General features: G+C 68.6%; 1 protein-coding gene (only partly in view). It reads right to left on the bottom strand.

Every position in this 24,716-nt window falls within one protein-coding gene, locus BJ987_RS02040, for a non-ribosomal peptide synthase/polyketide synthase (protein WP_307869417.1), read on the bottom strand. The gene is 43,578 nt long; 13,410 of those nucleotides lie to the left of the window and 5,452 to its right, leaving coding positions 5,453-30,168 in view, spanning codon 1,818 (partial) through codon 10,056 (complete); the first complete codon in reading order (the gene reads right to left) occupies positions 24,712-24,714. The start codon and the stop codon both lie outside this window.

The raw sequence follows: 24,716 nt of genomic DNA on the forward strand, positions 1-24,716 counted from the left end.
GAAGTCGTCGTCCAAACCGACCCGATCCACACCGAGCACCTCGGCGAAGACATCGGCGACGATCTCCTCGACCGGTGTCACCGGGGCCCGGAAAGCGGCGGCCTCGAGCACCGGCGCGGGCAACGCCCGGCGATCCAACTTGCCGTTGACCGTCAGCGGCAATGCCGCCAGCACCATCAACACAGACGGAACCATGTACGCGGGCAACGTCTCCGACAGTCGCGTCCGCAAACTTTCGGTATCGACATCACCGTCGACCGGCACCACATAGCCGACCAGCTGATCGCTGACCCGGCCATCGGAACGAACCACCACCGCGGCCTGCGCGACCTCGTCCAGCGCCAGCAACGCCGCCTCGATCTCACCGAGCTCGATGCGGAAACCACGCACCTTCACCTGATCATCGGCACGACCCAAATGCTCCAACTCGCCCTGGGCATTCCAGCGCGCGAGGTCACCGGAACGGTACAACCGCTCCCCCGGCCCGCCGAACGGATTCGCGACGAACCGCGCCGCCGACAAATCCGCGCGACCCAGGTAACCGTCGGTCAATTGCGGTCCGGCGACATACATTTCGCCGGGCACGCCCACCGGAACGGGGTTCAGTCGGGTGTCGAGTACGTAGACCGACAAGCCCGCGATAGCCCGGCCGATCACCGAACCGGTCGCCGCCGCAACGGTTTCCGCATCCAGGACCCGGTGGGTCACGTGCACGGTGGTCTCGGTGATGCCGTACATGTTCACCAGACGCGGCCCGGCCGATTCACCGGTTCCGTCGCCGTGCCGCGCCATCCAGTCACCCAGACGACGCAGATCCAGCGCCTCACCGCCGAATACCACGTACCGCAGCGCCAACGGCGGCACCGTGCCCGCGGTCCGCTCGACCTCGGCCAGCTGGTAGAACGCCGACGGCGTCTGGTTCAGCACCGTCACCCGCTCGCGCCGCAGCAGTTCGAGGAACTGCTCGGGCGAACGCGACACGAAGTAGTCGACGACCACCACGGTGCCGCCGTAAACCAGCGCACCCCACAGTTCCCACACCGAGAAGTCGAACGCGCTCGAATGGAACAGCGTCCACACGTCATCGGGACCGAAACCGAATTCGCGATCGGTATTCGCGAACAGCCGCACCACATTCCGGTGCGCCACGACCACGCCCTTCGGGCGGCCCGTCGAACCGGAGGTGTAGATCACATACGCGGTGTTCGACGCACGCAGCGGCGCGATCCGATCGGCGTCGGTGACGGGATCGGCGCCCGCGTCACCGGCTTCGGTATCGAAGCCGGTCATCGACACCACGGTCACATCGTCGGGCAGCTCCACCTCGACATCGCCGTCGACGATCACACCCGCGGGCGCCGAATCCTCGAGCACGTAGGCGATGCGATCCGCGGGGTAGGTCGGGTCGACCGGCACGTAACCCGCGCCTGACTTCACCACCGCGAGCAAGGCCACCACCAGATCCAGCGACCGCGGCAACAGCACCGCGACCAACCGGCCCGGCCCGGCGCCCTGCGCGATCAGCGCACGCGCCAGCCGGTTCGCGCGCCGATCGAGCTCGGCGTAGGTGAGCGCGTCATCGCCGAACCGCGCCGCCACCCGGTCGCCGTGCGCGGCGACCATGGCATCGACCAGATCCGGCAGCGTGACCCCCCGGTCCGCGAAAAGACCTGTGCCGCCGTCGATTCCCGAGCTCACCCAGTGCCGGGTGACATCGGCGCGCTCGGCCGGGCCGAGCAGATCGATGTCACCGACCACGATGTCCGGATCGGTGGCCACCCGCCGCAGGATCCACAGCAGGCGCTCGGACAACATCGCGATCGTCGCCGCGTCGAACAGATCGGTGGCGTAGTTCCACGACATCGCCAGGCCGCCGTCGGCCGGATCGGCGACCGCCAGCTGCAGGTCGAACTTCGCGGTGCCCGGATCGAAATCGACCGCCGCGATCTCCAGGCCCGGCAGCGTCAGCCGGGTGGGGCCGCCGGCGCCGGACGCCTCGAAGGACAGTGCCACCTGGAACAGCGGGTGGTGCGCCTGCGACCGCTCCGGGCTCAGCACCTCCACCAGCCGCTCGAACGGGACATCGGCATGGGCGAACGCGGCCAGATCGGTGTCCTTGGTCTGGGCCAGCAGGGCCGAGAACGGCACGCTCGGATCCAGTTCCGTCCGCAGCACCAGCGTGTTGACGAACATGCCGATCAAGTTGTCCAACTCGGCCTCGCCGCGACCGGCCACCGGAGTGCCGATCGCGATATCGCCGCTACCGGACAACCGGCCGACCAGCACGGCCAGCGCCGCGTGCACCACCATGAACATGCTGGCGCCGTGCGTCCGGCCCAGCTCCGTCAGCTGCTGCTGCAGCGCCTCGTCGACCGAGAACGGATGCACCGCACCGCGATTCGAGGCCGCGACCGGACGGGGCCGATCGGTGGGCAGATCGATGCGCCCGGGGAGTCCGGCCAGCGTCGTCGTCCAGTACGCGGTCTGCTCGGCGATCAGCGACTCCGGATCATCCTCGGAGCCCAGGGTCTCGCGCTGCCACAGCGCGTAGTCGGCGTACTGCACCGGCAGCGGCGCCCAGCCGGGCACCTCGCCGTGCGAGCGGGCGACATAGGCGACCATCACGTCCTGTGCCAGCGGCCGCATGGACCACCCGTCACCGCTGATGTGGTGCACGACGACCACCAGAACGTGCTCGGTCGGCGTGACGCGCAACAGCTCGGCGCGCACCGGAACCGCACTGGTGACGTCGAATCCGGTCAGCACCACCTCGGCGATGCGATCGTGCAGCTCCGCCTCGGTGACCGTGACCGGCTCCAGCGCGGGGGTCGCCTCGGCGACCGGCAGGATCACCTGCACGCCCTGACCGTCGGCGGTCTCGGGGTAGTAGGTGCGCAGCACCTCGTGCCGCGCGATCACGTCACGCACGGCCTGCTGCAACGCCAGGACGTCGAGATCGCCGGTCAACCGGATCGCCAGCGGCAGGTTGTTCACCGCGCTGGCCATGTCGAATCGGTTGAGGAACCACATGCGCTGCTGAGCCAGCGACAACGGAATCTGCTCCGGTCGCGGACCGGCCACCAGCGCGCCGCGGCCGCCGGTGCCGACGTGCGTCGACAGGCGCGCGGCCAGCGCGCCCACCGTCGACGCCTCGAACAGCATGCGCACCGGGATGCGCGTGTCCAGCGCCGCACCCAACCGGGCGATGACCTGGGTGGCGATCAACGAATTGCCGCCGAGTTCGAAGAAGTCGTCGTCCAGACCGACTTCGGTGCCGTCCTCGTCGATTCCGAGCACCTCGGCGAAGGTGCCCGCCACGATCACCTCGATCGGCGTGACCGGCCGGCGGTACACCCGTGCGGCCAGCACCGGAGCGGGCAGCGCCTTGCGGTCCAGCTTGCCGGAAGCGTTGAGCGGGAACTCGGTCAGGATCACGAAGGCCGACGGGACCATGTAGGCGGGCAGCGAGCGCGCCAGATCCGCACGCATGTCATCGATGTCGATGACCTGGCCGGCGGACGCGATGAGGTAGCCCACCAGCTGGTCGCCGAACCGGTCGTCCGAGCGCACGACCACGACGGCTTGCGCCACCGGTTCCAGGGCGGTGAGCGCGGCTTCGATCTCGCCGAGCTCGATCCGCAGACCGCGCAGCTTCACCTGGAAGTCGGTGCGGCCCAAGTACTCCAGCTCACCGGCGTTCGTCCAGCGCACCAGGTCGCCGGTGCGGTACATCCGTTCCCCCGAGCTGAAGGGGTTGGCCACGAACCGTTCCGCGCTCAGGTCCGCACGCTCCACATAACCGCGCGCCAACTGCGCACCGGCCAGGTAGAGCTCACCGGCCACTCCGATCGGCGTCGAGTGCAGCCGGGCGTCGAGCACATACACCTGGGTGTTGGCCACCGGCGCACCGATCGGCACCGAGATCGTGTCGGCGTCGGTCACCTCGTGATAGGTGACGTCGACCGCGGCTTCGGTGGGGCCGTACAGGTTGTGCAGCCGGGCTCCGGTCAGGGCACGCAACTGCTGTGCGGTCGCCGCGGGCAGCGCCTCACCGGAGGCGAACACCTGCCGCAGCGAAGCACCGCGGTCGCCCGCGCCGTCGGCGAGCTCCGAACGCGCCGCCTCGAGTTCGGCCACGAAGACCGACATCATGGCGGGCACGAAGTGCGCGGTGGTGACCTGCTCGGTCTCGATCACCTCGGCCAGGTAGGCCGGATCGCGGTGGCCGTCCGGCCGGGCGACCACCAGGCGCGCACCGATCTGCAAGGGCCAGAAGAACTCCCAGACCGACACGTCGAAGGTGGCCGGAGTCTTCTGCAGCACCACGTCCGCGGCGGTGAGACCGTACTCGGCCTGCATCCAGATCAGCCGGTTCACGATCGCCGCGTGCGAGACCGCGACGCCCTTGGGCCGGCCGGTCGAACCCGACGTGAAGATCACATACGCGGTGTTCGCGGGGCGGAGCGGCATACGGCGCTCCGCGTCGGTGACCGGGTCATCGGAGTAGCCGGACAGGTCGAGCAGATCGATCCGCACCTGGGCGGTATCGATCGGCAGGTCGTCGCCGCTGGTGAGCACGCAGACCGGATCGGCGGTGTCCAGGACGTAGGCGGTGCGCTCGGCCGGGTGGTCCGGGTCGAGCGGTACGTAGCCGCCGCCCGCCGCCACCGCGGCGTACATGCCGATCACCAGGTCGATGGAACGCCGCATACCGAGCGCCACCAGCGATTCCGCCCCGACGCCGCGCTCGATCAGCCACCGGCTCAGCTGCCGGACCCGGCCGGCGAACTCGGCGTAGGACAGACTTGTCCCCTCGAACGTGATCGCGGTCGCCTCGGGGGTCGCCGCGACCTGCGCTTCGAACAGCGCGATCAACGTCCCGGCGGCATCGCCCGCGGGCACCTCGATCGGGAGGTGGGTGGCGTTCCAGTCGCGCAACAGCAGCGCGTGCTCGGTGACATCGAGGAGCGGCAGATCGCCGACCGGCCGATCCGGCGTGGCGGTGATCGCCTTCAGGATCCGGGTGAACCGGCGGGCGAAGTCCGCGATCGTCTCGGCGTCGAACAGGTCGGTGGCGTAGATGAATTCGGCCTTGATGCCGCCGCGCGCGTCGCCCGGTTCTTCGGCCAGCACCAACTGCAGGTCGAACTTCGCGGTTTCGCCGGGCAACTCGACGGCGCTGACCGTCAGTTCCGGCAGCTCGAGCGCGGTCTGGCCGGTGTTCTGCAAGGCCAGCATCACCTGGAACAACGGATTACGCGCCTGCGAGCGAGCGGGGCTGAGGATCTCCACCAATCGCTCGAACGGCAGGTCGGCGTGGCCGAACGCGGCGATGTCGGTGGCTCGCACCGTCTGCAGCAGTTCGTTGAAGCCGGTGCCGCCGTCGACCTCGGTGCGCAGCACCAGGGTGTTGACGAACATGCCGACCAGATCGTCGAGCGCCCGCTCGCCACGACCCGCGACCGGAGTACCGATCGCGATATCGGACTCGCCGCTCAACCGCGCCAGCAGCACCGCGAGCGCGGTGTGCACGACCATGAACAGAGTCGCGCCCTGCGCCTGGGCGAGCTCGGTCAGGCCCGCCTGGACCGCGGGATCGATCTCGAAGCGCAGCCGCGCGCCACGCCCGGACGCGATCGCGGGACGGGGCCGATCCGACGGCAGGTCCAGCTGATCGGGTAGCCCGGCGAGCGCCTGCCGCCAGTACGAGATCTGCTGGGCGATCACCGATTCCGGATCGTCCTCGGCGCCGAGCACCGCTCGCTGCCACAGCGCGAAGTCGGCGTACTGCACCGCCAGCGGCGTCCAGGTGGGCTCGCCGCCCTCGACGCGGGCGGCGTAGGCCGTCATCACGTCGCGGGCCAGCGGTCCCATCGAGAAACCGTCGGCGCTGATGTGGTGCGCGACCAGGACCAGGACATGCTCGGTGGGGCTGATCTCGAACAGCCGCGCCCGCAACGGCACCTCGGCGGTGACGTCGAAACCGCGCAGCACGAATTCCGAAAGATGCTGCGGCAGTTCGCTTTCGGCAACCTCGACCGGGGACAGATCCGGGATGACCTTGGCGGTCGGCACGATCTCCTGCCGCGCCGTGCCGTCCACCTCGGGGTAGCGGGTGCGCAGCGACTCGTGGCGGGCCAGCACGTCGGCCACCGCGATCTGCAGCGCCTGCCGGTCCAGCAGGCCGGACAAGCGCACCGCCAGCGGGATGTTGTCCACCGCCGATTCGGGATCGAACCGGTTGAGGAACCACATGCGCTGCTGTGCCAGCGACAGCGGCACCGTCTCCGGCCGCTGCTGCGGCACCAGCGCCTGCCGTGCGCCGGTTCCGATTCCGGACCCGGCACGCGCGGCCAGCGCGGCCACGGTGGACGCCTCGAAGATCTCCCGGACGCCGATGTGGCTGTCCAGCGCAGCCGACAGCCGGGCCGCGACGCGCGTGGCGATGAGCGAGTTACCGCCCAGCGCGAAGAAGTCGTCGTCCAAACCGACCCGATCCACACCGAGCACCTCGGCGAAGACGCCGGCCACGATCTGCTCCGCGGCGGTGACCGGGGCCCGGAAAGCGGCGGCCTCGAGAACCGGCGCGGGCAACGCCCGGCGATCCAGCTTGCCGTTCACGGTCAACGGCAGCGCCGCCAGCACCATCAACACAGACGGAACCATGTACGCGGGCAACGTCTCCGACAAGCGCGTCCGCAAGCTTTCGGTATCGACATCGCCGTCGACCGGCACCACGTAACCGACCAGCTGATCGCTGACCCGGCCATCGGAGCGGACCACCACCGCGGCCTGCGCGACCTCGTCCAGCGCCAGCAACGCCGCCTCGATCTCACCGAGCTCGATGCGGAAACCACGCACCTTCACCTGGTCATCGGCGCGGCCGAGGTGCTCCAGTTCACCCTGCTCGTTCCAGCGCGCGAGATCACCGGAACGGTACAGCCTGCTGCCCGGTGCACCGAACGGATTCGCGACGAACCGCGCCGTCGTGAGATCCGCGCGCCCGAGATAGCCGTCGGCCAATTGCGGTCCGGCGACATACATTTCGCCCGGGACGCCCACCGGAACGGGGTTCAGTCGGGTGTCGAGTACGTAGACCGACAGGCCCGCGATAGCCCGTCCGATGACCGAACCCGTTGCCGTGGCGACAGTTTCGGCGTCGAGCATGCGGTGGGTCACGTGCACGGTGGTCTCGGTGATGCCGTACATGTTCACCAGACGCGGCCCGGCCGCACCGGCCGAACCGTCACCACGGCGCGCCATCCAGTCGGCGAGGCGACGCAGGTCGAGTGCCTCACCGCCGAACACCACGTACCGCAACGCCAAGGGCTCGGAAGCACCGGTGGTGCGATCGGCGTCGGCCAGCTGGTAGAACGCCGACGGCGTCTGGTTCAGCACCGTCACCCGCTCGCGCCGCAGCAGTTCGAGGAACTGCTCGGGCGAACGCGACACGAAGTAGTCGACGACCACCACGGTGCCGCCGTAGAGCAGTGCGCCCCACAGCTCCCACACCGAGAAGTCGAACGCGCTGGAGTGGAACAGCGTCCACACATCGTCCGGTCCGAAACCGAATTCGCGATCGGTATTCGCGAACAGCCGCACCACATTCCGGTGCGCCACCGCTACGCCCTTGGGGCGGCCCGTGGAACCGGAGGTGTAGATGACGTAGGCGGTGTTCGACGCACGCAGCGGCGCGAGCCGATCGGCGTCGGTGATGGGACCTTCACCGGCATCCACCAGGTCGCCGGTCTCCACGCCGAAGCCCGCCATCGACACGACCGTCACGCCGTCGAGCAGTTCGGCGTCCACGCTGCCGTCGACGATCACGCTCGCCGGAGCGGCGTCGGAGAGCACATAGGCGATGCGATCCGCGGGGTAGGCCGGATCGATCGGCACGTAACCCGCACCCGACTTCACCACCGCCAGCAACGCCACCACCAGATCCAGCGATCGCGGCAGGATCACCGCGACCAACTGACCGGGGCCCGCGCCCTTGGCGATCAGCTTGCGCGCCAACTGATTCGCGCGCTGATCCAATTCCGCGTAGGTCAGCGCGTCCTCGCCGAATCGCACCGCGACCCGGTCGCCGTGCGCCGTCACCGCCGCGTCGACCAGCGTCGACAGATGGGTGGTCGCGGCGGCGAACAGTCCGGTGCCGCCGTCCTTTCCGGACGACACCCAGCGCTCCAGCACGTTCGAACGCTCGGTCTCGCCGAGCAGTTCGATATCACCGACGGGCGCGGTGGGCGCGGCGACGAGTGCGGTCAGCACTCGGACGAGCCGGTCGGACACCCGCGCGACGCTGTCCGCGTCGAGCAGATCGCTCAGGTAGCTGGCGCGAATCCGCAGCCGTGAATCCAGCCGTGCGATCAGCGTCAGCGGGTAGTGCGTGGCGTCGGCGACATCCAGGCCGGCCACGGCCATCCCGTCGATATCGGCGGCCTGCGCCCGAATGCCTTCGGCGTCGACCGGATACGACTCGAACACCATCAGCGTGTCGAACAGACCGCCCAGACCGGCCGCCGACTGGATATCGGTCAAGCCGACGTAGTGGTGATCGAGCAGATCGGCCTGCTCACCCTGGATGCGGGTGAGCAGGGTCCGTGCCGACTCGACCGGGTCGAACGCCACCCGCACCGGAACGGTGTTGATGAACAGGCCGACCATGTTCTCGACGCCGTTCAACTGGGCCGGGCGGCCGGACACGGTGGTGCCGAACAAGACATCGTCACTACCGGTCGAACGGCCGAGCACCAGACCCCACGCCGCCTGCAGCACCGTGTTCACGGTGACGCTCAGCTCCGCGGCCAGCGCGGTGATGCCCGCGGTGACGGTCTCGTCCAGCTCGAAGCGGTATTCGCCGGACAATGCCGTGATCTCCCGGCCGACCTGTGGCCGGGCCAGCAGTGTCGGCTCCGAGAAGCCTTGCAGCGCACGGCTCCACGCGGCCAGCGACGCCGCCTTGTCCTGCTGGGACACCCAGTCCAGGAAGTAGCGGTAGGACCGGACCGGCGGCAAGCCGGCGGTATCGGCGTGCGTGGCGTAGAGCACCAGCAGATCACGCATGAGCAGCGGCATCGACCAGCCGTCGAGCAGGATGTGATGGTTCGTCACCGCCAGCGACCACTCGTGCTCGCCGACCTGGATCAGGGTGAACCGGATCAGCGGCGGCGCGGTCAGATCGAAGCGCCGCATCCGATCGGCCTCGATCAGGTCGCTCGCGTCGCCGGTCGCCCGGCGGTCCTGCTCATCCCACGCCACCTCGACACCGTCGAGGACCAGTTGCACGGCATTGCCGTCGGCATCGGTGACGAACGCGGTGCGCAGGTTGTCGTACCGGTCCACCAGAGCCTGTGCCGCCGAACGCAACCGGTCCGCGGACACCCGGCCGGTCAAGGTCAGCACCGCCTGCGAGGTGTACACATCCACCGAGGTGGCGGCCAGTTGCGCGTGGAAAAGCAGACCCGACTGCAGCGGCGACAGCGACCACACATCGGTGAGCGCGGGGAAACGCCGCTCCCACTCGTCGATATCGGACTGCGTGCTGCGCACGAGCGGGAAGTCGGACGGCGTGTGACCGCCCGCCTCGACCGTATCCGCGTGCCGCGCGACCGCTTCCAGCGCACGCACCCACAGGCCCGCGAATTCGCGTACCGGGCCGGCGTCGAACAGCGTTGCCGGGTAAGCGATCCGGGCGCTCAAGCGGTCGTCGGACACGCCCGCGTTGATGTCCAGCGGAGCCATGGCCGGCAGATCGGCGTCGGCGACGCCGCTCAATCCGGCGAGTTCGGGCGCGGGCAGCCAGCCGAAGCCGCGCGCCGCCTCCGGCGCCGTGCCCTCGGCGAACCGGCCCAGATAGTTGAAACTGATCTGTCCCGGCATCTGGTCCGGCAACGCCGCGGCGGTCTCCGCGTTCAGGTAACGCAGCAGCCCGTAGCCGACACCCCGGTCGGGCACGGCCAGCAGCTGTTCCTTCACCGCCTTGATGGCGCGGCCCATTTCCGGGCCGCCCGCCAGCGCCGCGTCGATATCGATGCCCGCCAGATCGAATCGCACCGGGAAGATCGCGGTGAACCAGCCCACCGTGCGCGAGAGATCCGCGCCGGGCACAACCGCCTCTTCCCGGCCGTGACCCTCCAGGCGGATCAGCGCGGAGTCCTCCCGGATCCCGCGCTGGGCCCGCCACGATGTCACAGCCAAGGCCAGCGCGGTCAGCAGACCATCGTTCACGCCGCCGTGGAACAGCGCCGGAACCGTGGTCAGCAGGGATTGGGTGACCTCTGCCGACACCTCGACCCGAATGGTCTCGACCACCTCGGTCACGTCGACGGCCGGATCGAACGGGCGCGCGGACAACAACGAGTCCGGACCGTCGACCACGCCGCGCCAGAATTCCAATTCCGTACCGCGACCGGCTGCCGCCTGTTCCAGGGCGTGCGCCCAGGTGCGCATGCTGGTGACCGGCGCTTCCAGCCGAGGGGTCTGTCCCGCCGTCAGCTGTCCCCAGGTAGCGACGAAGTCCGGCACCAGGATTCGCCAGGACACGCCGTCCACCACCAGGTGGTGCGCGACCACGATCAGGTACCCGACCCGATCCGGGGCCGAGTCGCCGGCGGGCGCGTCCGGTTCCAGCCAGACGAACCGGATCACCACGCCCGCTTCGGGATCCAAGCGATCCAGGCTGGCATCCATTGCCGCCGAAGCGATGTCGACGACCTCGGCCGCGGAGGCGCCGGCGTCGAATCCGGTGCGGTCGATCAGTGCGTCCACCTCGATCGCGCCGGGCGCGGCGGTCTCGACGCGGTATTGCCCCTCGGCGTCCCGGGTCAGCCGGGCACGCAGCATGTCGTGCCGATCGAGCACGGCGTCGATGGTCGCGGCGATCCCGGCCCGGTCGATACCGGCCGGCAGCGCCAGCGCCACCGCCTGATGGAAGCGGCGGAAGGAACCGGGGCGCTCCGCCATGAAACGCTCCACCGGGGTCAGCGGGCGGGCACCCACGCCGCCACCGGGCAGCTCGGCCAGTACCGGCGCCGAATCACCCTGGGCCGCAGTGGTTTCCGCGACGACCGCGAGACCGGCGACGGTGCGCTGCTCGAACACGTCACGCGCGGAGAACACCACACCCCGGGCCTTGGCCCGGGACACCAGCTGGATCGACACGATGGAATCGCCGCCGAGCGCGAAGAACGAATCCTCGACACCGACGCGCTCCACACCCAGAACTTCGGCGAACAGCTCGGCGATGAGGTGCTCGACCGGGTTGCGCGGCGCCTGGAAGGCCACCTCGGTGCTGAACACCGGCTCCGGCAACGCCCGGCGATCCAGCTTGCCGTTGGCGTTCAACGGCAACTCCGGCAGCACCATGAGCACCGCAGGCACCATGTGCGACTGCAGCCGGCCCGCGAGATAGGTCCGCAGGGCGGCTGGATCCACGGTCGCGGGCGCGCCGCCCGGCTGCGTAGCCGGAACGACATAACCCACGAGCTGGTCGGTGCTGGCCTTGGCGCTGACCACGACGACGGCCTGAGCCACGGATTCGTGTGCGGTGAGCGCGGATTCGATCTCGCCGAGCTCGATGCGCATACCGCGCAACTTCACCTGGAAGTCGGTGCGGCCCAGGTAGGTGATCGAGCCGTCGGGACCGCGGCGCACCAGGTCACCGGTGCGGTACATGCGCGCACCGTCGTCACCGAACGGCGCGGCCACGAATCGGTCCGCGGTCAGATCCGGGCGTCCCAGATAGCCGCGCGCGAGCTGGTCTCCGGCCAGGTACAACTCACCGGCCACCCCGACGGGCACCGGGTTGAACCGTGCGTCGAGCACATACGCCTGCGCGTTCCAGACCGGCTTGCCGATCGGCACGGCGCCCGCCGCCGTGCCCGCCGGCGCATGCGTGGCATGCACGGTGAACTCGGTCGGACCGTACAGGTTGAACATCCGCGCCGAGCTGACCCGGCGGAACGCGGCGGCGATATCGGAGGTGAACGCCTCACCGGCCACCAGCACCGCGCGCAGCGACGACAGCGCCGCACCCTCGACCGCGCCGGCGAACACCGCCAGCATCGACGGCACGAAGGACGTCATGGTGACGCCGTGTTCGGCGATGACCATCGCCAGGTACTGCGGATCGCGGTGGCCGTCCGGCGCGGCCACGACGACGCGGCCACCCACCGACAGCGGGCCGAACAGCTCCCACACCGAGACATCGAAGGTCACCGGCGTCTTGAACAGCACCGCGTCCTCGGTGTCGATGCCGTATTCGCCGGTGATCCAGCGGATCTGGTTGACGACGGCCGAATGCGGCACCAGCACGCCCTTCGGCCGGCCCGTCGAGCCGGAGGTGAAGATCGCGTACGCGGGCTGCGCCGGGCGCAGCGGGGCGCGCCGGTCGGCATCGGTCAGCGGGGTGTCCGGGTACGACGACAGCTCCAGCGCGTCCACCACCAGCGCGGCTCGGCCCGGCGCGAGATCGGCGCCGACAGCCGCGGTGACCAGCACACACACCGGGTCCGCCGCGTCCAGCACGTAGGCGATCCGGTCGGCGGGCTGCTCCAAATCCAGCGGGACGTAGCCGCCGCCGGACTCGACAATCGCGTAGATCGCGATCAGCAGGTCCAGCGATCGGGGAATGCCTACGGCGACAAGGGTTTCCGGGCCCACACCGGCCTCGACCAGGCGGTGCGCCAAACGGTGCACCCGGCTCGCGAAATCGGCGTAGGTCAGCACCTGACCCGTCTCCGGGTCGACCACGGCGACCGCGTCCGGGGTCCGTGCCACCTGATCGGCGAACAGGTCCACCAGGGTGGCGCCCGGACCCAGCTCACGCCAGGTCTCGTTCCAGCCCCACAGCTCGCGCGCCGTCTCGGCGGCGTCCAGCAGCGGAATGTCGCCGATCGCGACGTCGGTGTCGGCGGCCACCGCCGCCAGCACCCGGGACCACTGCCGCAGGATCGCCGCGGCACTGGCCTCGTCGAACAGATCGGTGGCGTAGGTCAGGGTCACAGCCATGCCGTCGGACCGGAACGCGGCGGCCGAATCGGCCGCGGCCGGGATCTCCGACAGGGTGAACTGCAGATCGAAGCGCGCGGTGGACGTTTCCACCGCCAGCTCGGAGACGGCCAGCCCCGGCAGCTCCAGGGTGGTGCGGTCCAGATTCTGGAACGCCAGCATCACCTGGAACAGCGGGTTGCGCGCCTGCGACCGCTCCGGCGCCAGCAGTTCCACCAGCCGCTCGAACGGCACGTCGGCGTGGCCGAACGCCTCCAGATCGGAGTGCCGTGCCTGCGCCAGCAGCGTGCTGAACGATTCCGAGAGCTCGAGCCTGGTGCGCAGCACCAGGGTGTTGACGAACATGCCGACCAGGTCGTCGAGGGCGGCCACACCGCGGCCCGCGACCGGCGTGCCGACGGTGACATCGTCGGCGCCGGCCAGGCGGCCGAGCAGCACCGCCAGCGCGGCGTGGGTCACCATGAACAGCGACGCGTTCTGCGCGCGGGCAACGCCTTCGAGCGCGGTGACGAGTTCCGCGGGCAACGTGGTCGTCACGGTGGCGCCGCGGTAGGAGGCGACCGCGGGGCGCGGCCGGTCGGTCGGCAGGGTCAATTCCTCGGGACTGTCCGCCAGCGCGCGCTGCCAGTGCGCGACCTGCCGGGACAGCAGCGATTCCGGATCATCCTCGGTGCCCAGCACTTCGCGCTGCCACACCGCGAAATCGGCGTACTGCACCGGCAGCGGCGTCCACTCCGGCGCGCTGCCCTGGGTGCGGGCGAGGTAGGCGGTCATCACGTCGCGCGCCAGCGGGCTCATCGAGAAACCGTCGGCGGCGATGTGGTGCACCACCACGACCAGCACATGCTCGTCGGCACGGACCTGGAACAGGCGGGCCCGCAAGGGAACTCGCTCCGCCACGTCGAATCCGGCGGCGACGAACTCGGTGACCGCGGCCACCAGTTCGTCCTCCGCGATCGGGTAGCCGCGCAGCTCCATGGCGAGTTGCTCGGCCGGGACCACGACCTGCACCGGGGTGCCGCCGTGCTCGGGGTAGCGGGTGCGCAGCGACTCGTGCCGGCGCACCACATCGAACAACGCCGATTCCAGTGCGGCGGTGTCGAGTTCGCCCGACAGCCGGATCGCCAGCGGCAGGTTGTAGGCCGAGGACGACTTGTCGTACTGGTTCAGGAACCACATCCGCTGCTGCGCGAACGACAGCGGCACCAGCTCACCCGCCGGTCGTGGCCGCGCCACCAACCGCGAGCGCGCGCCCTGCCCGGTGTGCGACTCCACCCGTGCGGCCAGCGCCTCCACGGTCGAGGCGTCGAACAGCACCCGGACCGGCACCTCCGCGTCCAGCGCCGCACCCAGGCGCGCGGTCGCCCGCGTCGCGATGAGCGAGTTGCCGCCGAGCGCGAAGAAGTCGTCGTCCAGACCCACCCGGTCGACACCGAGCAGGTCGGCGAAGACACCGGCGACGATCTCCTGCACCGGGGTCACCGGCGCACGGAAGCCGCGCACCTCGAACGTCGGCTGCGGCAACGCCTTCCGGTCCAGCTTGCCCGAAGCGTTGAGCGGGAACTCCGCCAGCACCACGAACGCCGCCGGGACCATGTAGCCCGGCAGGTGCTCGGTCAGCGCCAGGCGCAGCGCGTCGAGGTCGATCCCCGCCTCCGCCGCGACCAGGTAGGCGACCAGTTGCGCGCCGGTGCGCTCGTCCTCGCGCACCACCACGACGGCCTGCGCGACCGAATCCTGCGCGGTGAGCGCGGACTCGATCTCGCCCAGCTCGATGCGCAGACCACGCACCTTCACCTGGAAGTCGGTGCGGCCCAAGTACTCCAGCTCAGCGGCGACACCGCGAGCCGACCTGGTCCAGCGCACCAGGTCGCCGGTGCGGTACATGCGCTCGCCGTCGGCGAACGGGTTCGCCACGAACCGATCCGCGGTCAGGTTCGCTTGCCGCACATAACCGCGCGCCAGCTGCGCACCGGCCAGGTAGAGCTCGCCGGGCACACCCGGCGCGACCGGATGCAGGCGCGCGTCGAGCACGTAGACCTGGGTATTGAACACCGGCAGGCCGATCGGCACCGACACGGTGTCGGTATCGACGACCTCGTGGAAGGTCACGTCGACGGCGGCCTCGGTGGGACCGTACAGATTGTGCAGCGCGGCACCGGTCGACTCCCGCAGGAGCTGTGCGGTCGGGGCAGGCAACGCCTCACCCGAGGCGAAGACATGCCGCAACCCGACGCATTCGCCGACGCGCGGATCGGCCACGAAGACCGCCAGCATCGACGGCACGAAGTGCACCGTGGTGACGCCTTCGTCCACGATCAGCTGTGTCAGGTAGGCCGGATCGCGATGCCCGTCCGGCTTGGCCACCACCAGGCGCGCGCCGACCTGCAAGGGCCAGAAGAACTCCCACACCGAGACGTCGAAGGTGGCGGGCGTCTTCTGCAGCACCACATCACCGGCGGTCAGACCGTACTGAGCATGCATCCACACCAGGCGGTTGACGATCGCCGCGTGCGAGACCGCGACGCCCTTGGGGCGGCCGGTCGAACCCGAGGTGTAGATGACGTAGGCGGTGTTGTCCGGGCGCAACGGCGCCAGGCGATCCGCGTCGGTCACCGGCGCGTCGGAGAACTCGGACAGTTCCAGCGTGTCGAGCTCCACCCGGCGCACCGACTCGGGCAACTCCAGCGCGTCGCCCGAGGTGGTCAGCACACACACCGGTTGCGCGGTATCGAGAATGTGCGCGATGCGTTCGGCCGGGTGATCCGGATCGATCGGCACGTAGGCGCCACCGGCGGCGGACACCGCGTACATGCCGACGACCAGTTCGACCGAGCGCCGCATGCCAAGTGCGACAAGGGATTCCGGGCCCACGCCGGAAGCGGTCAGCCAGCGCGCGAGCTGGGATACCCGGCTCGCGAACTCGGCATAGGACAGACTTGTCCCCTCGAAGGTCAGCGCGACCGCGTCCGGGGTCCGTTCCACCTGCGCTTCGAACAGCGACACCAGGGTCGCGGGGTCGATCGTGTACTCGGTGGCGTTCCACCGGCGCAGCACCAGCGACCGTTCCTCGGCACCGAGCAGATCGATGTCACCGATCGCGGTGTCGGCATCGGCGGCCAGGGCGGCCAGCACCCGATCCAAGCGCCGGGCGAAATCGGCGACGGTCGCTTCGTCGAAAAGGTCCGCCGAATACGCGAACGCGGCCGACATCCCGGCGGGCGCGCCCGTGGCGTCCACCGACTCCTGCACCATCAGTTGCAGATCGAACTTGGCCAGGCCGGTCTCGTATTCGACGCCGCGCACGGCCAGTCCGGGCAATTCCAGGCTGGTCTGCTGCAGGTTCTGGAAGGAGAGCATCACCTGGAACAACGGATGCCGAGCCTGCGAACGCGTCGGGTTGAGCACCTCCACCAAACGCTCGAACGGCACATCCGCATGCGCGAACGCATGCAGATCGGTATCCCGCACATCAGCCAGCAGATCCGCGATCGTCGCCGCACCACGAACCTCGGTCCGCAACACCAACGTGTTGACGAACATACCCACCAAATCATCCAGCGCGGCCTCACCACGACCAGCCACCGGCGTACCGATCGCGATGTCGTCCGTACCCGACATCCGGGCCAGCAAGATCGCCAGCGCACTGTGCATGACCATGAACAGCGACGCGTTGTGCTTGCGGCCGATCTCGACCAGGCCACGCTGCGTCTCGGCGGAAATGGTGAACGGATACGTGCCGCCGCGGTAGCTGGCGACCGGCGGCCGCGGGCGATCCGACGGCAACGGCAGCTCGTCGGTCAACTCGGCCAGCTGCTCGGTCCAGTACCGAATCTGGCTGGAGATCAACGACTCCGGATCATCCTCGGAGCCCAGCACCTCACGCTGCCACAGCGCGTAATCGGCGTACTGCACGGCCAGCGGCTGCCAGTCGGGCTCGGCGCCGCCGGCGCGGGTGGTGTAGGCGATCATCACGTCCCGGGTCAGCGGCCCCATCGAGAAGCCGTCGGCGGAGATGTGATGGGCCACCAGGGCCAGCACGTGCTCGGTGGGGCTGATCTCGAACAGCCGGACCCGCAGCGGCACCTCGGCGGTGACATCGAAGCGGGACAGCACCAGCTCCGTAAGCTGTTGCGGCAGTTCGCTTTCGGTGATACTGGTCGGCGACAGCTCGAGCAGGTCCCGGCCGAACGGCATGACTTCCTGATAGGGCTGCCCGTCCGACTCGGGGTAGCGGGTCCGCAGCGACTCGTGCCGGTCGATGACATCGAGCAGAGCGGCACGCAGCGCGGCGACATCCAGCGCACCCGACAGCCGGATGGCGACCGGAATGTTGTTGACCGCGGCTTCGGCGGCATCGGCGCTGCCCACCGAGAATCGGTTCAGGAACCACATCCGCTGCTGGGCCAGCGACAACGGCACCCGATCGGGCCGCTCCCGCGCCACCAGCGCACGCCGTCCCCCCGCTCCCACATGGGATTCGACGCGCGCGGCCAAGGCCGCCACGGTGGGGGCTTCGAACAACATCCGCACCGGAACCCGGGTCTCCAGCGCGTTGCCCAGTCGCGACGCCACCTGCGTGGCGATCAGCGAGTTGCCACCCAGGGTGAAGAAGTCGTCATCAGCGCCGACCCGCTCGACATCGAGCACCTCGCCGAAGACCTGCGCCACGATTTCCTCGATCGGAGTCGACGGCGCACGGAACTGCCGCACCTCGAACACGGGCGCGGGCAGCGCCCGGCGATCCAGTTTCCCGGTGGGGGTCAACGGAATCCGGTCGATCACGATGATCGACGAGGGCACCATGTAGCTGGGCAAACGACGGCCCAGCGCCTCGGACAGCTCGGCGACCTCGATCGGGCGACCGGGCACGCCGACCACATAGGACACCAGCATCGTCACGCCCGCGGTTCCGGTGTGACCCACCGTCACCGCGAAATCCACACTCGCATCAGCAGTCAACGCCGCATCGATCTCACCCAACTCGATCCGGAAACCACGCACCTTCACCTGGAAATCAGAACGACCCACATACTCGACCGCACCCGCACCAGTCCACCGCACCACATCACCAGTGCGATACATCCGCTCACCCACAGCAAACGGACTCGCCACAAACCGATCAGCAGTCAAACCAGCACGCCCGAGATAACCCCGAGCCAACTGCACACCCGACAAATACAACTCACCCGCAACACCCACCGGCACCGGCTGCAACCGCGCATCCAACACCAACGCCCGCATACCACGAATCGGACCACCCACAGTCACCCGATCACCCGGCACCAACGCACCACTGATATTGCTCGCAACCGTCGCCTCAGTCGGACCATACGCGTTGAAGAACTTCCGGCCCGCTGCGGCGAACTTGCTGATCAAATCGGCCGAAACCGCTTCACCACCGGCGATTACGACACGCAGACCGGCCACCGCCGCCGGATCCATCGAGGCCAGCACCGACGGCGTCAGCATCGCATGGGTGACCTGCTCGGCACGGATCAATTCCGCCAGCTCGGCACCGCCGTAGACCCCCGGCGGCACCACGACCAGCGCGCCGCCGCCACCGACGGCGAGCAGGAATTCCAAGATCGAGGCGTCGAAGCTGGGCGAAGCGAAATGCAAAGCGCGAGTGGAACTGTCGAGCTCGTAACGCTCGTTCTGCTCGGCCCGGAAATTCGCCAGACCGGCGTGCGTGACGACTACACCCTTGGGGCGACCGGTGGTGCCGGAGGTGTAGATGACATAGGCCGGATGCTGCGGCAACAATGGCCGGACGCGCTGCGAATCCGTCAGCGCGACATCGGAGTAGCCGTCGACATCGAGTTCGTCCAGCACCAGCCATTCCACCGAATCGGGCAGCTGGTCGCGCACCGACGAAACGGTCACGCCCACACGCGAACCCGAATCGGTGAGCATGTATTCGATGCGCTCGCCGGGCAGGTCCGCGGCGACCGGCAGGAACGCCGCGCCGGACTTCGAGATCGCCCAGGTGGCCAGATACGACAGCTGCGAACGCGGCACGGTCACCGCGACCACGTCCTCCGCGCCGACACCGGCTTCGATCAGCAAGCGCGCCAGCCGGTTCGACCGCGCGTCGACCTGTCCATAGGACAGCGTCGCGAAGCGATTCGTCGCGGGATCCTCGAAGACCACGGCGGGTGCGGCCGGATCACCGGCGACGGCCTCGGCCAGCAACTCCGGCAACGTCCGCGCCGGCTCCGCGGCCGAACCCGCACGCGCGATCAACTCCGCACGCTCATCCGCCCGCAGAATATCGACCGCACCCACCACCACCGACTCATCAGCGGCGACCGTCTCCAGCACACGCACCCACCGCTGCGCGATATCAGCAGCGGTCGACTCATCGAAAAGATCTGTGGCGTAGGTCAATTCAAGGGTCCAGCCACCGCCGTCGACTTCCAGCAGGGTGAACTGCAGATCGAACTTCGCCAGTTCGACCTCGAGCTCCTCGGCCCGGACGACCAAGCCGTCCAGTTCCAGCGTCGGCTGACGCAGGTTCTGTACCGCGAGGACCACCTGGAACAGCGGGTGCCGCGCCTGCGAACGAGCCGGATTCAGCACCTCCACCAAACGCTCGAACGGCACATCCGCATGCCCGAACGCCGCCAAATCCGTCTCACGCACACGACCCAAGAACTCAGTGAACGACTCACCACCATCCACCCGCGACCGCAACACCAACGTATTGACAAACATCCCCACCAAATCATCGAGCGCCTGCTCACCACGACCAGCAATCGGCGTACCGATCGCCACATCATCAGACCCCGACAACCGCGACAACAACACCGCCAACGCGCCATGCAAAACCATGAACACCGACGCATTATGCCGACGACTCAAACCCACCAAACTCCGCTGAACATCAGCGGAAATATCCACCGAAACCCGGCTACCCCGGAAACTCGCCACCGCCGGACGCGCCCGATCCACCGGCAACACCAACTCATCCGGCAAATCCGCCAACTGCGAAACCCAATACCGAGTCTGACTCGAAATCAACGACTCCGGATCATCCTCAGAACCCAACACCTCGCGCTGCCATGCCGCGAAGTCGGCGTACTGCACCGGCAGCGGAGTCCAAACGGGGGCCGCACCGGCGGTCCGCGCGCTGTAGGCGAGCATGATGTCGCGGGCCAGCGGCGCCAGCGACCAGCCGTCGGCGGCGATATGGTGCACCACCAGCGCCAGTACGTATTCCGCCGCGCCGAGCTGGAACAGCCGGACGCGCAGGGGCGGCTCGGTGGTGACATCGAAACCGGCCGAGGCCAGCGTGACCAGCTGCTCGACGACGTCGGTGCCGGTGACTGGCAGCAGGTCCAGATCCGGCACGGCCCCGGCGGCGTCCAGCACCACCTGCATCGGCCCGGCATCGGTCTCGGGGAAGATCGTGCGCAGCGACTCGTGCCGCTCGATCACGTCGCCGATGGCGGCCTGCAGGGCGGCGACGTCGAGGTCGCCGGTCAATCGGATACCGAGCGGCATGCTGTAGATCGCCGAGTCGGCGTCCATGCGGTTGAGGAACCACATCCGCTGCTGGGCGAACGACAACGGCGTCCGCTCGTCGCGGTCGCGCCGGCGCAGCGGAATCCGCCCGCCCTGCCCGGCCTGCGCCGCCAGCCGGTCGGCCAGCGCCGCCACCGTCGACGCCTCGAACAGCACGCGCACCGGCACCGTGGCGTCCAAAGCGGCGCCCAGTCGTGCGGTCACCTGGGTGGCGACGAGCGAGTTGCCGCCCAGGGCGAAGAAGTCGTCATCCAGGCCGACGCGCTCGACGCCGAGCAGATCCGCGTACACACCGGCCACGATGTCCTGCAGCGGCGTCACCGGCGCACGGAACTCGCGCGCCTCGAACAACGGCTCGGGCAGCGCCTTGCGGTCCAGCTTGCCGGAGTTGTTGAGCGGGAACGACTCCAACACCACCACCGCGGCGGGCACCATGTACGACGGCAGCCGCTCACCGGCGAACCGGGTCAGCTCCGCCGAGTCCACCGAAGGCCCGGCGACCACATACGCGACCAACTGCTGACCGGTCGCGGTCTCGGCCACGAGCACCACAGCCTGCGATACCGCGGGATGATCCAGCAGCACCGTCTCGATCTCGCCCAGCTCGATCCGCTGACCACGCAGCTTCACCTGGAAATCGGTACGGCCGATGTACTCCAGGACGCCGGAGTTGTTCCAGCGCACCAGGTCACCGGTCCGGTACATCCGCTCGCCCACCGCACCGAACGGATCGGCGACGAAACGATCCGCCGTCAGGTCGACGCGCCCCTGGTAGCCGCGCGCCAACTGCGCACCGGCCAAATACAATTCGCCGCGCACACCCACCGGCACCGGCCGCAACGCCGCGTCCAGCACATAGGCCCGGGAGTTCCACACCGGACCACCGATCGGCACCGAACCCGGCGCCACCTCGTCCACCCGCCACAAGGTCGAGGTGATGGTGAACTCGGTGGGACCGTAGGAGTTGTACACGGCCGCGTCCGACACCTGACGGAAAGCGGTCACCAGCGTCGGCGGCAGCACCTCGCCGCCGACGAAAACGGCACGCAGCGAACGGCATTCGGCGGGCGAGGTGGCGGTGACGAACACCGACAGCAGCGACGGCACGAACGAGGTCACGGTCACGCCGTTCCGCTCGATGACCTCGGACAGATACTTCGGGTCGCGGTGACCGTCATGCGTGGCGACAATGGTGTGCGCGCCGACCATCAAGGGGGCGAACAACTCTCGCACCGACGGGTCGAAGGTGAACGGCGTCTTGTGCAGCACGACATCGGACTCGCCGAGCCCGAGTTCGGCGATCATCCAGCTCATCTGGTTGATCAGCGCGGCATGGCTGACCGCGACGCCCTTGGGCCGGCCGGTGGAACCGGAGGTGTAGAGCACATAGGCGGTGTTGCCGGAGCGCAGCACGCCGCGCCGCTCGGCCGCCGTCACCGGCGCATCGGAATGCCCGGCCAGATCCAGCTCGTCGATGTACAGGACCGGCAGTTCGCCGGTGGCTCCCAGACCGACTCCGTCCGAAAGGTTTTCATCGCGACGGGTGGTCAGCACACAGACCGGCTGCGCGCTGTCCAGCACATACTCGATGCGTTCGGCGGGGTAGTCCGGATCCACCGGCACATAGGCGCCGCCCGCGGTCAGGACCGCGTAGATCGCGACCAGCGTGTCGACCGAACGGCGAATACCGACGGCCACCCGCGTCTCGGGGCCGACGCCCGAAGCGATGAGTTCGCGCGCCAGCCCGTTCACGCGCGCGGAGAATTCGGCATAGGTGAGCGTCGCGTCGCGGCTTTCCTCGGCGGTCAGCGCCGCCGCGTCCGGGGTGCGCCGGACCTGCGCCTCGAACCGATCCAGCACGCTGACCGTCGTCGGCACCGCGTGCTGGGTCTGGTTCCACCGGTGCAGCACCACGGCCCGCTCGGCGTCCTCGAGCAGATCGATATCACGCAGTCGCCGCTGCGGATCCTCCGCGAGCAACTCCAGCACCCGCAGGTACCGCTCGGCGAACCCGACCACCGTCGCGGCGTCGAACAGATCTGTGGCGTAAGAGAATTCCGCGAGCATGCCGCTGTCCGACTCGCCGGATTCCCGCAGGGTCAGCGAAAGGTCGAACTTCTCGGTGCCGATCTCGACGTCGATGGCCGAAACCCGCAGACCGGGCAGTTCGAAGGTGCTCTCGGGCAGGTTCTGGAAGGAGAGCATCACCTGGAACAACGGATGCCGAGCCTGCGAACGCGTCGGGTTGAGCACCTCCACCAAACGCTCGAACGGCACATCCGCATGCGCGAACGCATGCAGATCGGTATCCCGAACATCAGCCAGCAGATCCGCGATCGTCGCCGCACCACGAACCTCGGTCCGCAACACCAACGTGTTGACGAACATACCCACCAGATCATCCAGCGCGGCCTCACCACGACCAGCCACCGGCGTACCGATCGCGATGTCACCGGTGCCCGACATCCGAGACAACAGAACAGCCAAGGCGCTGTGCATCACCATGAACAGCGACGCGTTGTGCTTGCGACCGACCTCGACCAACCGGCGCTGCGTATCGGCGGAGATCACGAAGGGATAGCTGCCACCGCGGTAGCTCGCCACCGGCGGCCGCGGACGATCCGACGGCAACGGCAACTCGTCGGGCAGATCCGCCAGCTGCTCGGTCCAGTACCGAATCTGGCTGGAGATCAACGACTCCGGATCATCCTCGGAACCCAGCACCTCACGCTGCCACAGCGCGTAATCGGCGTACTGCACCGGCAGCGCGGCCCACGCCGGGAGTTCCCACAGGGTGCGCGCGGCGTAGGCGACCATGACGTCGCGCGCCAGCGGAGCCACCGACCAGCCGTCGGTGGAGATGTGATGCACCACCATGCCCAGCACGTATTCGGATTCACTGATCTCGAACAGCCGCGCGTGCAACGGCACCTCGGCGGTGACGTCGAAAGCCAGGGACGCGAGCTCGACCAGGTGGTCGACCAGGTTGTCCTCGGTGACCGGGACGGGAGTCAGGTCCGGCGTGATCTGCGCCGCGTCCAGAATTACCTGCACCGGACCGGTCGCGGTCTCCGGGAAGACGGTCCGCAGGGATTCGTGCCGGTCGATCACGTCGATCACGGCGATCTGCAGCGCGGCCACGTCGAGTTCACCCGACAGCCGGATGGCGATCGGAATGTTGTTGACCGCCGACTCGGTGGAGTCACTGCCCACCGAGAATCGGTTCAGGAACCACATCCGCTGCTGGGCCAGCGACAACGGCACCCGATCGGGCCGCTCCCGCGCCACCAGCTCACGCCAAGCGCCCGCACCGGCATGCGATTCCACCCGCGCGGCCAGCGCGGCGACCGTCGAAGCCTCGAACACCATGCGCACCGGCACCCGGGTATCGAGCGCATTGCCCAGCCGCGACGCCACCTGCGTGGCGATCAGCGAGTTACCACCCAGGGTGAAGAAGTCGTCATCGGCACCGACCCGCTCGACATCGAGCACCTCGGCGAAGACCTGCGCCACGATCTCCTCGATCGGAGTCGACGGCGCACGGAACTGCCGCACCTCGAACACCGGCACCGGCAGTGCCCGGCGATCCAGCTTGCCCGTCGGAGTCAACGGAATCTCGTCGATCACCGTGATCGAGGACGGCACCATGTAGCTCGGCAGACGACGCGCGAGGTCACCCGACAATTGCGCGATGTCCACCGAATGGCCCGGCGCCGCAACCACATACGACACCAATGCCAAGACGCCCGCGGTTCCGGTGTGACCCACCGTCACCGCGAAATCCACACTCGCATCAGCAGTCAACGCCGCATCGATCTCACCCAACTCGATCCGGAAACCACGCACCTTCACCTGGAAATCAGAACGACCCACATACTCGACCGCACCCGCACCAGTCCACCGCACCACATCACCAGTGCGATACATCCGCTCACCCACAGCAAACGGACTCGCCACAAACCGATCAGCAGTCAAACCAGCACGCCCGAGATAACCCCGAGCCAACTGCACACCCGACAAATACAACTCACCCGCAACACCCACCGGCACCGGCTGCAACCGCGCATCCAACACCAACGCCCGCATACCACGAATCGGACCACCCACAGTCACCCGATCACCCGGCACCAACGCACCACTGATATTGCTCGCAACCGTCGCCTCAGTCGGACCATACG

It is taken from the genome of Nocardia goodfellowii, assembly GCF_017875645.1.
Lineage (GTDB): Bacteria > Actinomycetota > Actinomycetes > Mycobacteriales > Mycobacteriaceae > Nocardia > Nocardia goodfellowii.